Source organism: Bradyrhizobium sp. CCBAU 45394 (genome assembly GCF_028128655.1).
GTDB classification, from domain to species: Bacteria; Pseudomonadota; Alphaproteobacteria; order Rhizobiales; family Xanthobacteraceae; genus Bradyrhizobium; species Bradyrhizobium diazoefficiens.
Genome location: NZ_LBIX01000159.1, coordinates 62,510 through 78,231 on the forward strand (window position 1 = coordinate 62,510; position 15,722 = coordinate 78,231).

General features: G+C 58.3%; 10 protein-coding genes and 2 pseudogenes. 7 read left to right on the forward strand and 5 right to left on the reverse strand.

Going from position 1 to position 15,722, the window contains the following annotated elements; all coding sequences use genetic code 11:
* Positions 1 to 282 precede the first annotated feature (282 nt).
* The 3 genes from WN73_RS18890 to WN73_RS18900 form a co-directional block, all read right to left on the reverse strand.
* Complete coding sequence (locus WN73_RS18890; protein WP_271554251.1) at positions 283 to 1,353, reverse strand: cytochrome-c peroxidase; 1,071 nt, start codon at positions 1,351 to 1,353, stop codon at positions 283 to 285.
* Between the two features lie 1,624 nt (positions 1,354 to 2,977).
* Entirely contained in the window at positions 2,978 to 3,292 is a 315-nt protein-coding gene (locus WN73_RS18895) for a hypothetical protein (RefSeq protein WP_245570166.1), read from the reverse strand.
* Positions 3,293 to 4,112: 820 nt separating this feature from the next.
* The gene (locus WN73_RS18900) at positions 4,113 to 4,295 is read right to left on the reverse strand and encodes a hypothetical protein (protein WP_271554253.1); all 183 of its coding nucleotides are present in this window, start codon (positions 4,293 to 4,295) and stop codon (positions 4,113 to 4,115) included.
* Between the two features lie 205 nt (positions 4,296 to 4,500).
* Here WN73_RS18900 and WN73_RS18905 point away from each other — a divergent pair, with 205 nt between their 5' ends.
* Positions 4,501 to 5,022, forward strand: coding sequence for a hypothetical protein (locus WN73_RS18905; RefSeq protein ID WP_271554255.1), 522 nt, complete (start codon positions 4,501 to 4,503; stop codon positions 5,020 to 5,022).
* Between the two features lie 531 nt (positions 5,023 to 5,553).
* On the opposite strand, the pseudogene WN73_RS18910 reads toward WN73_RS18905, so the two are convergent.
* Positions 5,554 to 5,640, reverse strand: a pseudogene (locus WN73_RS18910) (IS5/IS1182 family transposase); the annotation flags it as partial.
* 187 nt (positions 5,641 to 5,827) lie between these two features.
* Here WN73_RS18910 and WN73_RS18915 point away from each other — a divergent pair.
* Positions 5,828 to 7,366 (forward strand): S10 family peptidase, encoded by a 1,539-nt coding sequence (locus WN73_RS18915; RefSeq protein WP_179880007.1) that lies wholly within the window; start codon positions 5,828 to 5,830, stop codon positions 7,364 to 7,366.
* A 916-nt stretch (positions 7,367 to 8,282) separates the two neighbouring features.
* Here WN73_RS18915 and WN73_RS18920 read toward each other — a convergent pair.
* A complete protein-coding gene (locus WN73_RS18920; protein WP_097669265.1) occupies positions 8,283 to 9,614 on the reverse strand; it encodes an MFS transporter in 1,332 nt (443 codons plus the stop codon).
* Between the two features lie 523 nt (positions 9,615 to 10,137).
* Between WN73_RS18920 and WN73_RS18925 the strand changes: the two genes are divergently transcribed.
* The 5 genes and pseudogenes from WN73_RS18925 to WN73_RS18945 form a co-directional block, all read left to right on the forward strand.
* Entirely contained in the window at positions 10,138 to 10,287 is a 150-nt protein-coding gene (locus WN73_RS18925; RefSeq protein ID WP_179880006.1) for a hypothetical protein, read from the forward strand.
* A gap of 196 nt (positions 10,288 to 10,483) precedes the next feature.
* Positions 10,484 to 11,659, forward strand: a complete 1,176-nt coding sequence (locus WN73_RS18930; RefSeq protein WP_271554258.1) for a hypothetical protein — start codon at positions 10,484 to 10,486, stop codon at positions 11,657 to 11,659.
* A 17-nt stretch (positions 11,660 to 11,676) separates the two neighbouring features.
* Positions 11,677 to 13,884, forward strand: coding sequence for an autotransporter family protein (locus WN73_RS18935; RefSeq protein ID WP_271554260.1), 2,208 nt, complete (start codon positions 11,677 to 11,679; stop codon positions 13,882 to 13,884).
* A 315-nt stretch (positions 13,885 to 14,199) separates the two neighbouring features.
* Positions 14,200 to 14,460, forward strand: a complete 261-nt coding sequence (locus WN73_RS18940; protein WP_143279334.1) for a hypothetical protein — start codon at positions 14,200 to 14,202, stop codon at positions 14,458 to 14,460.
* Positions 14,461 to 14,832: 372 nt separating this feature from the next.
* Positions 14,833 to 15,587 (forward strand): annotated as a pseudogene (locus WN73_RS18945) (ISNCY family transposase); the annotation flags it as partial.
* Between the last annotated feature and the right edge of the window lie 135 nt (positions 15,588 to 15,722).

Sequence of the window (15,722 nt, forward strand, 5' to 3'; positions counted from 1 at the left end):
GTCTCCACCCGGCGTCTTAAATCGCCGCATCTTACTGTAGGGCGTTGGACGCTCGCGTCACCAACCGCACATGCATGAGCTACGAAATGGAAGCCGAGGATGATACCATCGCCTCTCGCCTTGGAGATTGTGCTTTGGCGAATATGCGGCCGTGAAACTCGTCAATGATGCACAAGTCCATGCCATCCGATGCTCCAGCATGGACCGCGGCATCGCCTGATTTCGTTGCGAAGCGCAATCTTTCTCGCTAATCACAACGTGGCGTGTCGCTATCGTGAAGGTCTATTTGTCTAAGGAGGGCTTTGGGGTTGCAGTGGTGCGCGTGGGCAGTATCGGGTAATCGATCTTTGGCATCTGCCCGGTGAGCGAATTCAGAAAGGCGACAATTTTGTCAATTTCTTCATCGCTGAGCTTTGCGCCAAGCTGAACCTCACTCATCATGCCAACCGCTTGCTTAAGACTCCAAACCTGACCAGAATGGAAGTAAGGGGGGCGTAATGCGACGTTGCGCAATGGCGCCGAGCGGAAAACATACTCATCGCCGAGATTCTTGGTGACGGCAAAACGACCCTTGTCCTCCCTCGGAAGCAGGCTTTCGGCTGGCCTTTCAACGACGCCGAACGGGAAGTAATCCTGTCCACCGACATTGATTCCGTTGTGGCAAGAGGAGCATCCCTTTTCGATGAATAGCTTTAGCCCGGCTTTCTGCTGATCACTGAGAGCATGTCCATCGCCCTCGAGGTACTGATCGAAGGGGGCGGCGGGAGTAATCAATGTCGCTTCGAAAGCCTCGATGGCCTTGGTGAAATTTTCAAACGTAACGGGCGCGGCATCATTGGGAAAGGCCTTACTGAACATAACGACATAATCGGTCATTGAATTCAATGTGCTGAGCACGTGATCGGGCGTCGCATTCATTTCGACGCTGGCCTGGACAGGGCCTGCGGCCTGCGCCTTGAGATCAGCCGCGCGTCCATCCCAGAACTGCGCTACGTTGAAGACCGCGTTATAGACCGTTGGCGCACGACGCGAACCCAGCTGCCAGCGATGACCAATCGACGTCGGGCCGGCATCTACCCCGCCCGTCCCAAGGTTATGACACGTGTTGCAGCTAATAACCTCGCTCGCCGATAGCCTTGGATCGAAAAACAAGGATTTGCCAAGTGTGACCTTTTCATGGGTAATAGGATTGTCCTTCACCACTGGAACGACTGAGGGAATCGGCTTGAAAATCCGCTTGGCGGCGCTCATCAAATCCTCGTTGGCGCCTGCTGCTGGCGAAATTGAAATGGTTGCGGCCAAAACACTTAACGTGCCGGCCATGGAAAGCCCGCGTCCCGTTGATGTCCTCATGTGAAGTCTCGCTTTTGTCTTAGATCATTGAATCGCGAATGTAGCGCGCCCGCCGCGTGCGTCCGCAGAAAGACCTGCGGCAGTCATCGACGAATGATGTCTCCGGGTTCCGGCTAGGCTGCATCCGGGCCGACGCGCTGTCGATGTTAGCAGCAAGCGGCGTGCCAGCGGGTTCAAGGTCGAAGCCGCCGAGCGGGTTTCAAGCAATTGCCCACCGTGAATAGCAGCAGGCGGCTTGAAGCTGTGGAATCGACTGTAAGGTGACAGTTGCGACAATCGCCATCCAGTCGCGGTGTCCTGGCCTGTCGGTCCAACCTTTGTGCTTCTCGGAAACCCATCGTACCGAAAACTCTTTGACTCTGTCGCTGATCTTATCAATGCGTGCCCTTTGCGCCTTCAACCCCAACACTAGGCTAAGCGTCATCGACCAACGTCGGGGACGTTCGTACCCGGGGGCAGCCGCTCAGGCGTGCAGTTGTGGGAGTTCGTCCTACTGCTTCCTATGTGGGTATGCTCATCTTAGAAGCGTATTCATGACTTACCGGACGCTCAAAGTGCTTGAATCGACCGTAACGTCAGGTTGTAGGCATTGCGGAGCAGAACGCGATTTTGGGAGTCAGCATCGCCACACAAGCGCTAAAGGGCCGATGTCTGTTGTATCTCGGTCTTCGCAATCAACGTGTTGCGCGTGGCGGGACGATGATAGTGGGGCCGTAATCTTGGCGTCGCAACAGCGAGACAGTGGCTGCTGAGGCGGCCCAATCCGGTAAACAGATCACGCTCGCGGGGCAAAGAACAATAGTGAAGGATATGCGGCTTAAGAGAGGTTTGATGAATCAAGACCGACGAAGGGGCTGGACTTGCAATGCGTATCGCTGTGCAGCCGCTCTCGCTGCGATTGCGATCGCAGCGACGTGGTGCACACGACACGCCCGCGCGCGAGATCGACCGGCCGAGGAAGTCTTGATGTCGTGCAGACCAGACGTGATCCGCTTCTGTGACCGCTTTACAAGCCGTAGCGATATGGACGTGGCCATATTTTGTCTTAGGGACAATTTCAGAAACTTGCGCGGCGAATGCCGCCGCATGATGCCAACCGCGGCGAAGCGAAACGGCGGACCGAGACGACGACTCAACAGGCTTCCGGTCGTCCTTCATCGAGAGTGAGGCGTGCGAGCGGCAGTTGCAGAAATCGAGCGACAGTGAGGTGGTCAGACCGACGGGCGCCGGATTTTGGCCAGCTTGGTGGCCGAAAGTCGATCGGGCTGGAGGCATCAGCCTGCCGAGCCGCATCTGGGGGACTTAGCTCTGTGAATCGATTGGCCTCGATCAGCGATCGATAGTGCGCCCACGCGTGTTACAAGGTCGTAATGCGCCCTCAACTGTGGTGGTTATGGCCGGGCATCTGCAGGAATCCGTACCGCCCTCCAATCTATGGCGTTGTGGTCGGCGAGCAAGTATTTTTGGGCAGGTGGTTAAATCGGCTATGACTGGCAAAAGATTGCCGGAATGTTAGCGTTGGAGGTTTGTTCCATCACGGTCTTCCTCAGTGTTCTCAGCTTGGGATTAGCTTGGTCTCGACTGCCGGGCTCAAGATACAGATTGAGCTAGGAAACCTCTTTTGTTAGCCGCCGATCGACTTCCCGAAGGAGCCGCTTGATGCCATTGCGGCGTTCTCGATGGGCGCCTCAGGGGAGTCGCTTCGCCCGATCGTGGTGCTCTTGGCCGAATACACTTTAGAGCTCAAGGTCAAAGGAAACGCCGTCGACAAAAGCCGTTCAGAGGCAGAAAGCTGTTCAAGCAGACGCTTCTCAACGGCCTTGCGCTCCGCGCCAGGCAAGCCCGTTTTAAGTAATCGACGGCAGCGCCAGATTTCGTTCCGCAGCCATCTGATCTCACTTAATGTATCATCAATTGAAGTCATCACAGTGTAGTTCACTTCGTCCCTGGAGTATCAAGCATGGCGATCGTCATCGAGCGGCCATTCCTTGGCTCCGCATTCCTGCCCAATAGTTGATCCGAGGACTTGCGACCTCCCGCCCGTTCTTCTGCGGAGGCGGCGAGCAGTTCGATGTATGCAACTCTTATCAATCAATATCACCCTACACCGCGCGTGTGACGAGAAATCGCGGCAGATCCTCGCGTTTTCACGGCGCCGCGATCGTGTGCCTTGCATAATTCCTGCGCTCCACAGGATTGATTGGTGCGCGAACACAAAGGAAAACCGGAGAGCAGTTAAATCCATGTCCGACACGCAGACGGCTCAAGCAGGAGCTGGTAACGCACAACGCATGTCCCCATGCTCGATGGCAGCGGAATATGCAAGCGTTTGACGGCTTTGCTGCCTGTTCAGGCGCTAGGCGCGACCTGACTTAGGCCAGCAGCTCGCGACTCGGAACATAGCGATGTCGACCTCTAGCGGCCGAAGCGGTGTAAAGCGATGGCGGCTTCATTGCGATCGTCTCCTCTGTGATGGTGGTCAGTCCCGCGCTGCTACCGGGCATTCGCAATCGCTTACCCGATAAATGATTTATGGGCGAGGTGGACCTCATCAGCAACATGGAAAAGCCAAGGGGACGACGTTTGAGGAAGGCGAGCCAGCCTGACTGCGATCCCCGGCACACGCGACCCAATCAAAGAAACGCACGCTGGTGGGATCTTGGTTATCCGAGACAAAATGTCGGCTTGACGCAGTGTCCAGCCAAATGAGCATTCCGCAGACGATCCTTGCTATCGACATCCGCTGTGCACAGTCGGGTTCAGAGGACCGATTTAATAGCTTGAATCTGACGCTGCGACAGGTTGTCGGCTTGCTGATGCGTGAAAGATAAAAGCCCGCTTGGCAGGCTTTGACGGCGCATCGCAAATGGAGATAGAGGCGGACGGCCTGCTGATTGCCAGTTTTCTCGCTTGCGGGCGATGGCCAGGAAAGCCATTTCCATCGTCGGCACCGGGCGCCGGGCCAGCCATTGTCAAGTACACTGACCAGTTGAAGTCGCGAGCCGGCCTGGATGATGGAATGATGCAGGCAGCAGAATATGGCTGACAATCGCGGTTTTAGCCGTCCAGCGAAAGCGCTGGGTGAATAGCCCGCGCGCGCAAGCAAATACTCGAACGGAATAGACGGTTCATATCCAGCCAGAGGCGATGACCGGCAGCACTGATGGCCGCACAGAGCGCTGCGGTGAAAGCCCGGAAGGTCTTATGTTCTTTCAAACCAGCCTCACGAGGGCGCGAAGCGAAATCGATCGCGCCAGCGACATCGTTGAATTCTCAATAGTGGTGGTTACGCGCGACAAGCAACTGCGCAACGTGGACCATTCGGTGTTCCAGCAAAACGCGGTGGTTGAGTTTCAATTTGGATTTCTGCCGAGTTTCGAGGAAAGCATCCGCACCGGAAGAGCGTGGGGCTACGCCCATCGTTCTCGTTCACGAAATCCTAAAACCGAGGCGGTCTGGGACGATCTCGTCCCGCAAAGCGACCGAAATATTGTTCGTTTCTCTCCACGCGGATTTGGGGCAGCTTCCCCACCCAGCTTCGATTGTTCGGTTGATGCTTACCTCAATTGGCGTGTGGGCGAACTCGGGAAGGTCGCGCAACCGATTGATCTCGTGGAGCATGACTGGGGGGAGATGTCATCCGCGTTGCAATGGATTTTCCAGTTCTAACACGATCCTGGAGGATCGATATTTTGGGCGCGTTCGACCCCGATTACGTCTGGCACGACCTGGCGCTGGCTTGGCAGACGCCCCAGGTCGGCGAGCAAACGGTTGCCCACACGGTAAATACACCGACTGAGGCGCCTGGTGGTACGAGAGTTTGGGCATGACCGCGGCGATCGCATGGAAGATCGCGGCTGCTGCGAATGCAGACATGGGCAGGGCAATCCTAGCGCGGTACAGATCGGCCGCGCAACCGCTCATGCGCGATCTCGGGACCGATTTGCCACGGCAGCCGCCAAACCTGGCCTAGCGCTGATCGCTACAGGACGATTACTGCGGCGGGGAGACGTTCGCGCGCCGTTGTGCCGAGGGTGCCAGCGCAACGCCGCTAATTTGGACGGGGTAGGTCATTCGTCGATGTGCCAACAAGGTGCTGACGCGATCAACTCGTTCTTGGCAAAGCCGAACTAACTAGGTTCAGACTCAATTGATCCACTAAGTGACAATGGCGGCGAGGTACACGGCTGCCAAGAAGTTTCACGCAAATTTGTCGTAGCGAGTTGCAACGCGATGGAAATCCTTGAGCCGGCAAAAGCGGCCCTCGATAATATTGCGCCCTCCGTAGGCAGCATTTCCTGAAGCTGACGGCTTGGACTGGCGGGTTTAACGCCGTGAGTGATAGGGCACCCGGCGACAGTGACTACTACTGAATCCAGTAGGTTTGTTGTTCCCCGGCATGAGCTAGTGATTGGAGCCCTTTTGACAGACACGCCTCGCGCATCAAAGCGCGCGCCGGGACAGGAGAAACTCGATGCAGTTGGCCGCGCCGTGCCGCACCTCTCTTGCGCTGATCCTGTTTGCCTGCGGGGTAATGGGGAGCGCGCGGGCCGCAGATGCGCCGCCGCCCGCCCAGGTCACGACGCCGGTCGGCCAGAAGGGTGGCGCCGGCCAACCGTCGAGTATGCCGCCGGCAGCCGAGCAGCATCGCTTGCCGCCGGACTCTAGCACCAAGCACACGCTTGAGCTCCCTGGGCGGACGCTTTCTTTCGTCGCGACCGCCGGCTCTATCCGCCTGTTCGACGGCAAGGGCGAGCCGCAGGCCGACATCGTCTATACCTCCTATCAGCTTGACGGCACCGATCGCGGCACGCGGCCGGTAACATTCTTCTTCAACGGTGGACCGGGCTCATCATCGGCCTGGTTGCAGCTCGGCAATGCTGGACCCTGGCGGCTGCCGATCAATGCTGACGAGGTCACGCCATCAACGCTTCCGGCGGTGAGGCCAAACGCGGAAACTTGGCTGGATTTCACCGATCTGGTGTTTCTCGACCCCGTAGGCACCGGCTATAGCCGGTTCGTGGGGACCGGCGAGGATGCGCGCAAGCTGCTCTATTCCGTTGAGGGCGACGTCAACGCGCTAGCGCTGGTGGTCCGCCGCTGGCTCGAAAAGCATGACCGGCTATTGTCGCCGAAGTACATCGCGGGTGAAAGCTATGGCGGCATTCGCGGGCCAAAGGTTGTCCACCAGTTGCAGATGCGGCAGGGCATAGGCATCAACGGCCTGATCATGGTCTCGCCACTGTTCGACTACAGCCAGTTTGCCCGCGCGAGCCTGCTGCAATACGTCGCAAGGCTGCCAAGCTATGTCGCGACCCTGCGTGAAGCCGCAGGTCCGGTAAACCGAGCCGATCTCGCCGACGTGGAAGCTTATGCACGCGGCGAGTTTCTGGTCGATCTCCTTAAAGGCCAGGCGGACAAGGAAGCGACCACACGTCTGGCCGACAAGGCCGCAGCGCTGACCGGCATCGACCAAGCGGTCAGTCGTAGGCTTGCGGGCCGCTTCAAACTCGCCGAGTTCCGCCGTGAGTTCGACCGTAAGAACGGCAAGTTAGTCGGCAATTATGACGCCTCGGTGCGTGGCCTTGATCCATATCCAGAGTCCGATTTCCACCTTTCCGGCGATCCCTCGAGCGATACGCTGTTGGCGCCTTTGACCAGCGCCACCGTCGATCTCATTACGCGTAAGCTTAACTGGCGGCCGGACGGCTCCTATGAGCTGGTCAACGGCACGGTCGGTCAGGCTTGGAACTTCGGACCCAGCCCGCCGGAGTCACTTTCGGAGTTGCGCCAGATCCTGGCAACGGACCGGAAGATGAAATTGCTAGTCGCGCACGGCTTTTTTGACCTCGTCACGCCGTATTTCGGATCACAGATCGTGCTCGATCAATTGCCGCCATTTGCCTCTAAACCGCGCGTCAAACTTGTCGTCTTTCCGGGCGGCCACATGTTCTATTCACGAGACGCCTCGCGCCAAGCTTTTCGTGCAGAAATTGAAGCGATGATGAAGTAACGCCGACGACGAACTGATCACAAGCAAGCTGGCGTTCGCACAAGCATTTATAATTTCTCAACGAGTGCAGATGAAATCCTAGCGCCGCTCCGATCGATCAGACGCTTCGTCCAACTCGCTTCAATCAGGTGTCGACAGAACGTCATCGAAGCCATCGTTCAGATTGATAGACCAAATCCTGAATTTGTATGCGGCGAATAGAAGAGCCACCTTTACCAGGGGCGGCTATTAAGGAGCCGCCACAGAAGCTCTCGACCGCGCAAAAGAGATACTTTGGGCAGTGTGATCATCGCCAGCATCTACGAGATTACTTTTCTCTTTAGGCTGGTGGCTGGGTTTCTTGAAAATACTTAATTGTGGCGGTTGACTAGTCGTGCTCGATATGACCTTTCGGCATCCGCCGCTTCGTGGCTTACACCCAGATCAAAGACGATCTTCAGAGGGAATTCGCCGGCCGGCCTTGCAAAATCCATAGCAACGTTCCCGCCGGCTTTAGCGACAAATGCCCTCCATCGAACTCGCCGCACCAGATCGCATCCATGTCGCGGTCACGGTTCTCATCGCGAACTTCGGCCGAGCTGCCGATGCCCACAGCTCCAACCTGAGGAGAGTCGATCTCGATCCACCCAGGAGCTCTACTCCATAGCCAGGATTGGCCGCGTTACGCAGGATGATGTGGCCGTTCTGGACCCAGGAGTCGCTATTCCCTTGGAGATCTCGTACCCAAGGTTAGCAAGACCTTCGAGCACCGCACGCCTGCGCTACTTGGGCGCTCTCGGAGCCATCCATGCTGTCGGTGCTCTCGACGGCCGCGTGACCGATTTGCATCAAAGGCGGCGACCTACATTCTTGCCGCACCGCGTGAGGCGGCGCACGATATCCGCCGGAAGGGGACCCGTGATCACATTGTCCAGCCCTATGGCGGGCTTTGCTTATTCACAGCGCTCTGAATTTTGAGCAGTGCGGTCTCGGGCATCATAAGCATGGCACAGAGCCCGGCCGCGCTAGCGACGAGCATGTACCAGGCGGGCGCTAGCGCGTTCCCGGTAACTTGGGTCAGCCAGGCGACGACTGGTTGAGCGGTGCCTCCAAAGATCGCTATCGCAAAAGCGTAAATCGTCGCGAACGCGCCACCGCGAATGTTCTTGGGCAACCCCTCGGCCATACTCACATAGAAGGCGCTATAGGGAATCGTTCCGATGAGGGTGAGCGCGCCGAGGCCTCCGAGAAGTGCAAGGGCACTGCGGGTCTCTGCGATCCACAAGAAAACTGGATAGGTCATCAGAAACGCGGTGATCTGCGGCCATATCATGATGTGCCGGCGTCCGGCCCGATCCGCGAGCCATCCGCCCAGCAGTGCGGCAGCAATTCCTACCGTATTGCTGATGAGGGTGGTCGCAAAGGCGAGTGGCGCAGAAACCTGCAGGGTGTTCAGCGCATAGGTGGTCATATATCCCGTGATGTAGGTGATAATCGTGCAGCTCGCCAAGATGATGAATCCCAAGCTCATGATGCGGCGAGCGGCAGGCGGTCTCCTTCCAGGCTGGACAACGGGAGCCGGGACTTCGGGGCGGTGCAACGTTTCGGGCAGGGTGCTCCGCAGCCAAAGCCCGAACGGCAGCGTAGCGGCGCCGAGCAAGAGCGCGATCCGCCATCCGTACGCATTGAGTGCCTCGCTTGTCATGGTGAGGGAGAGTATTTCTCCAATCAACGCTCCGGCAGTTGCAGCGATCTGTTGGCTGGCAGGCTGAAACGAGACAGCAAGACCGCGCCTTTCAGGCGGGGCCGCTTCCATCAAATAGGCGGTCGTCGGGCCAACCTCACCGCCCAGCGCGAAGCCCTGCACCAAACGTGCGAAAATGACCAGCAACGGAGCGGCAACTCCTATTGTCTCGTACGAGGGCGTAATCGCCAACACAAGGATCGCGGCGCTCATCATTGCAAAGCTGGCGGTCATCGCGGGCCGGCGGCCGACCCGATCCGAGTATGAGCCGAGCACGATGGCCCCGATCGGCCTGGTCACAAAACCCGCGCCAAACGTCGCGAGTGACAGCATAAGGCTGGAGAACGGGTCGCCCGCCGGGAAGAACGCCTGACCGATCTGGATCGCGAAAAAGCTATAGGTCCCGAAGTCGTAGAATTCGAGAATATTGCCGATGGTTGCGCCCAACACGGCGCGGCCGGTCAAGCGTTCGTCTGCCGCAACGAGGACCGGCTCCAGCTTCTTCCGAGTAAATTGCCTGGCCATCCTCGATCCGTCTCGATCGCGATCGCTGGACCGAACATTTCGAGCAGCCAAGTCGCGCACGCATCCCACTTTCTCTACATGTCGTCTAGTTTGAGGTGGCCGGCCACGCGCCCCGGTGCTCCACATCTCGAGCTCAGGGCGTTGAGTGCAATAAAAATGCCTGTCTGCTGCAGCCTCATTCAAACCTTGAACTGATCGCGGCAATCGCCAGCAAAGATGAATAAAGGAACGCGCTGCAATTTGTCGGGTGGGTCCGTCGTTGTGCTCCCGTGCAATGGCGCGTTTGCGACAACACTGGCGGGCACGGAACAGGCAGTGCCTGATCTTCACACCGAAGGGCCGCCGCGCGTGTTGCTGCGTTCGGCTGGTTGCGCACGGCGACGCATCAGGCGATTTGGCCCGGCTTTTGCTCTGCTGCTTGTTCATTGCGCGCAGCCGCCGCCTTGTCGGGATTCGTCCGCTGCAGAATGCAGGATCTTTGTGCGATCGAAAGACAATAGGAGTTCGCATTGTTGACGGCACCATGAAATCGATCGACATCGGCGCGGCGCCGCAGGCATCAGGCGGTCATATTCGGTCTGGCGAGCAGCGGCTCGGCGGGTCGCCGATGGCAAGCCTGATGCGCCAGAGTCTGAGCTCCAGGAACACCAGCAATGGCGAAACACCTCCTTGAGTGGACTTGGTTTCATCAAGGCCGACCCAGGGAAATAGTCTTCCTTTCGTATTGAAGTGCTGTCGTCAGGCTATGGCACGCGAACTGCGCGCGGCCGATGTCTGATGACGGCCGCGCTTTGCTCGCGCATCTGCGTGCACCCGCGCTCGAAGTTAGATGGAAAAGCACAATCAATGCCTCGAATAGAATGTGTAGTATGAAGACGAAGATAGTTACGACCATCGTACTTGCGGTTAATGCGTTGCTGGGTTCGCCCAGTAGGGCCGTTGAAACTTTCGATGTCACGCACACGAACGGCGTAGCCTTCATGCGAGCGCAGATATTCGGTCCCGGCGACGGCCCCTATTGGGAAGGTGACAACGGTTCAACGCGGAAGTTGCGGAAATCGGAAATAGATCATTCACTGGCGGCGATTCGGTATTGGGCGGAAATCATCAAGGTTAAGCCGGGTCATGCGCCGGCCATTGTCAACTTCGGGGGGGATAGCGAGGAAAACGCAGCTGGCTATAGTGGTATGTCCCCCGGTGGCGGCACCAAGGTGCAGGCGGCACTCACGGGCCAGGATCCAGGCGAGCTGCAATACGGCGCGCATGGCATGGTTAAGATTGGCCAGATGGGGTTTTCGTCCGAAGCATACATCCCTTCGCAATTGCCGACGACTCCAAAGATTGGTCTTACACCCGTAGTGATCCATGAGCTCGGCCATGCCCACGGTATGCTCAGCACTATCACCTATGAACCATCTCCGTATTTCCCTGGGCCGATATCAACGTATTTCCCTGAAAAGATAAATGCCTGGACGGAGCATTTGCGCGACGACAATGGCAAACAAGCCAAGCCTGGACAGACGATCTATTGCTCCGTCTGCAACAACCTGCCAGCTGACGACGTTTTCGATCTGCGCCGCGATCGGGGCTATTTCGCCGGGAAGCATGTGAGTGAAGTGCTGGCCGGTGCCATGCCGGGTATTCCGGTGCGCGTGATGGACGAGTATGGTCGACGGGATGTGCCCTTCGTCTCGCATAGCGAGCTTAAGAACAGCCTGATGAGCCACAAGAGATACCGGAACTACACCGTCCTGATGGAGGCGGAGATCGCCGCGTTTCAGGATATGGGCTACAGCATCGATCGGCGCCATCACTTCGGTTACTCCATCTACGGCAATGGTCAGAATCTGGTAAACGACAATCCCTTCTTCGCTCGTAATGCGGACGGCAGCGCCTATCTGCCAAATACGTACAATACGGCTACGCTCGGACTTGGGCTGCACGTCTATGGCAGCGGCAATACTGTGGTCCAGCGTGCCGACCTGCTTTCTCAAGGAGCAGGGGGCGCCGGCATCCGCGTCGACGGCGAAACAACCAGATCATAATCCCGGCTGGAACGCGCGTGTACGCCGACGGCGCCTATGGGCGCGGCGTCATGTTCGCCTATGGCAAGGATCACACGTTTACTCAGCGTGGGGACGTGCAGGCTCTCGGCGAGCATGGCATCGCAGCAAGTTTCAACTTTGGCAACAATGCGATGGGCAATGACCGTGAATATCATGGCTCGTATATTCGCACGATTGACAATAAGGCCGTCCCGATGCTGAACGAAATCGACGGCCCGCTCGTCAGCGCGTTTGATCTGACCGGGCGACTGGCTGGCAGTCATGCAGCGATTTACATGTCGAACAATGGCTATGTCGGCGAGATCAATGTGATGCGTGGCGCAATGCTGTCAGGGGACATCCTGTCTGATTACGCCGAGCTGGACGCGAACGGTGCTCCGCGCCTGACCAAATTGACGTTCGGTATGACGCCTGATGCGAACGGTCACTCAACGGAGCAGCCCGATGCAAGCTTTGCAACCCGCTATGAAGGGAACATAGTTGGAGGCAACCTGTCGTTGCGGTTGTCGGGTGGCGTCACGTTGTTTACCGGTAATCACGAAGTGTATGACGCAACTGTCGCGCAAGGCGCAACCTTGTCCGGCAATGGCAGTTATCTGCTCAGTACTGACGGCCGCTTCAGCAATAGCGGTGCTGTCGCGCCGCTTAGCGGTCGTCTTGACAACAGCATAACGGTGAATGGCGACTATCTGCAGACCTCGACCGGTCGCTTGCGGGTCGGGGTAAATGATACCGGTACGTTCAGCCGTCTCGTGGTGAACGGCAATGCGGCGCTCGACGGCACGCTCACGATCACCCCGCAGCGCGGCTGGTATGGCAGCGGCTTTAGCGTCTCCTCCAATCAGTGGCTGAAGGCAACAAATGTCACCGGCTCGTTCGCCAACGTGGCGACATCGCTGCAATCGCCGACCTTGCTGGCGAGTGCTACAGCCGAGGGTGACAACACCTATGCGTTGACGCTCTCCCGCCCCGCCGATGCTTACTCGCGATATGGGGCCGATGCCAACAGCCGCCAGGTGGGCGCGGCGCTCGATCAAGTCGCCGGCAACGCTGCGTTGGGGCTGCACCCGCTCGTCGCGGCACTCGACTTCTCCGCGTCAGACGGCACGGCCGTGACATCTGCGCTGCGTCAGTTTTCGCCGTCCGCCTATGCGTCGGAGCAGGGCAGGCGTGTCAACGACAGCTTCTATGCGCGATCGGCAGTCTACAACCGTCTTGAACAGGCGTTTGGCGGGGCGCCATCATCGTCGATGGCGGTGATAGGGTATGGTCCTGGGCAGATGAGGCGAAGCGGCAATTCTGCCTCTGCCATTGGTGCGGTCGGCCCGACTTCTTCTGACCTGCCATACTATGACCTGCAGGGTTATGCCGGTTGGGCTTCTGCTTTTGGCGGATGGACGGCCCAATCAGGTGACAGCAATGCCGCAAGCACCAGATCCACCATCAGCGGCTTTATGACCGGTATTGACACGCCGGTATTTGAGGACTGGCGCTTTGGTGTTCTTGCGGGCTATAGCCGGTCCACTTTCAAGGTTGCCGCTGCTTCTTCGTCAGGCCGCAGTGACAACTACACGGTCGGGACCTATGCCGGCACCGAGTGGACCGTGCCGGAAGGAGCCGTCGCCCTTCGCTCGGGCATTGCCTACACATGGCACGATCTTGAGATGAGCCGCAACGTTCGGTTCCCGGGATTTAACGACAACTTGATCTCGGATTACGACGCAGGCACTTTCCAGATCTTTGGAGAACTTGGCTACAAAGTCCATCTCGGCAATTATTCCATGATAGAGCCCTACGCCAATCTCGCCCATGTTAGGGTCGGGACGGATGGCTTGAGCGAGAGGGGATTGAACGGAGCGGCGCTCGCTGTTCGTGCTGATGCGATGGATACGACGCTCTCCACGCTCGGCGTCTACGCGACGACCCGCTTTCAACTTGGCCAGATAGCCACGACTGCGCGAGCCGATATTGGCTGGCGCCATGCCGTTGGTGACCTCATTCCGTTTTCGACAGCCAGCTTTGCTGCTGGTTCCAGTGCTTTTGCAGCTTCGGGCGTATCCATTGGCAAGGACGTGGCGCTCGTCGAATCCGGTTTGGACTTCCGGATTTCAAACAACAGCACCCTTGGCATCGCCTACCAGGGCCAGTTCGGTTCAGGCATCACTCAGAACGGACTGAATGCCACCTTCAACGTGAAGTTCTGATACGCATGCTCAGTCGATTTTGGATCGGCGCGCTGCGCAATGGAACCATGTTGGTTTCGATCCAGAGCTCGTGGACAAGAACTTGGCGCCGGCGATCGAGGTTGGTCTGCCTGAAAGTCGGCGATGGCGCCTACGCGCGATGTCTGAGCGAGGTCGCTGAAGGTCAAGCGGCCTTTTTGTCACCGCTGACAATCTATCCGACATCATCTTAAGCGCCTCACCCGTCCGGCGAGATCGAGCGGCCGCTTCGGCGAGCCATCCGATCTCGTCGGACTCGGGGCAAGCGAGAACGGGCCGCGACGGCAAAGGCCTCCCGTGAAGCCGGTGAAAGCGGGGCGCGACCAAAAACCGAGCGTGAGGCCGGAAGGGCTAAAGCCGAATTCGAAAGGAACGGCGACGCCGAAGACCGAGCGCCTGTCGGGAGAGCTCACACGCAAGGGGATCACGGACGGCGCGACAAGTCGACGGCGACGACGCGGGCAGCTCGACAAGGCCGAGCACGCGGGACGGGGTGCGGCCAACTGGGCCGAGGTCGAAGCCCTGGAAAAACGCTCGCGCGTCGAACGAGGTTTGTGAAAGCAGCGGCAGCGGCTCACCTCGGGTCGCGCCCGGGAGTAGCCCGGATCACATTAACTATCGCGTTTCCTCGCGCAAAAATTCAGGTACGGGCCTTGAAACTTTTCTCGGTCTTCCAAATTCTTTGGCGTCGCCGTTATAGCGACCGGGATGCCTAATGGGTCCCGCGACCCGTCTCTGGCGCCGGACGGTGTGCGGAGCCATGTTGCTCTAAGGAAAATTTGGAGATGAGGTATGATTGGACTTTGTCGACGAATTGGATTCGATCGCCTTTTTCACGTTCTCGACGAGGTCCGGCGGACCGCCGAAGAGACCTATCCCCCCTACAACATCGAACGTCTCGACGAGAACCGCTTCCAAATCTCGGTCGCGGTCTTCACGCGATGCCGGCCCTATCGAAAGAATACCAGGCGTTCGTCGAGAAAAACGGCGCCGTCGTGCGCAGGATGGTCGGCTATCGTCGGTTCGAGGACCTGGAAGCGGCCAAGCTGCTGGCTGAACTCTATCGATCGGCGCTGCTGTTCGTGAACTTCTTCCAACCCTCGTTCAAATTGATAGCCAGGCAGCGCGACGGGGCGCGTGTGCGCCAGACATACAGCGCGCCGGCAAGACCACACCAGCGCTTAGCCGCCGATGCCCGAACGCCCGACGCGGTTCGCACCCCTCTCCAACATATCTATGCCGCTCTCGACCCGGTCGCGTTGTTGCGCGATATCCGCGGCGCGCAGGAACGCCTCGCGGCGCTTGCGGATACCCAGCCAATCGTCAGTCCTGCTGCAGCATCGCAATCGATTGATCTCTTTCTGGCAAGTCTACGAACCGCCTGGAAGGACGGAGCTATGCGACCGACGGATCGGCCAATCGTGAAAGCGAAGAGAGGCCGGCGCCGTCCCGACCCGCTCATCAGGGCAACGCCAGATTTGCGAAAATGGTTTGAAGTCGAACCCTGGCGGACTGGCAGCGAACTGCCCTCCCGGTTGCAGGTGGAATATCCTGGAGCCTATCCGAACAAGCTTCTTCGAACGCTTCAACGTCGACTTAAATCTTGGCGCAACGAGCAAGCGAACGCGTTACTGTTCGTTCCTACGGAGGAAACGCTTCCGGGGTATGAGGTCACAACACCCCAATGCTGTGCCAGGTGCCAGCGGAGGAGGCCGGGCGCTCCGAAACCCCGGCCATCTCCGCACCCGGCCTCCTCCTCAACCCAAGCCGGGAGCAAAATAAATGAGGCAGCCGATCTCACTCGGGAGCATCGATATGTG

Bases quoted from the DNA above. Each gene is read 5' to 3' on its own strand.
- WN73_RS18920 (WP_097669265.1), bottom strand. From the start codon at position 9,614: ATGGCCAGGCAATTTACTCGGAAGAAGCTGGAGCCGGTCCTCGTTGCG.
- WN73_RS18925 (WP_179880006.1), top strand. From the start codon at position 10,138: ATGAAATCGATCGACATCGGCGCGGCGCCGCAGGCATCAGGCGGTCAT.
- WN73_RS18905 (WP_271554255.1), top strand. From the start codon at position 4,501: ATGACCGGCAGCACTGATGGCCGCACAGAGCGCTGCGGTGAAAGCCCG.
- WN73_RS18930 (WP_271554258.1), top strand. From the start codon at position 10,484: ATGAAGACGAAGATAGTTACGACCATCGTACTTGCGGTTAATGCGTTG.
- WN73_RS18900 (WP_271554253.1), bottom strand. From the start codon at position 4,295: ATGGAAATGGCTTTCCTGGCCATCGCCCGCAAGCGAGAAAACTGGCAA.
- WN73_RS18915 (WP_179880007.1), top strand. From the start codon at position 5,828: ATGCAGTTGGCCGCGCCGTGCCGCACCTCTCTTGCGCTGATCCTGTTT.
- WN73_RS18890 (WP_271554251.1), bottom strand. From the start codon at position 1,353: ATGAGGACATCAACGGGACGCGGGCTTTCCATGGCCGGCACGTTAAGT.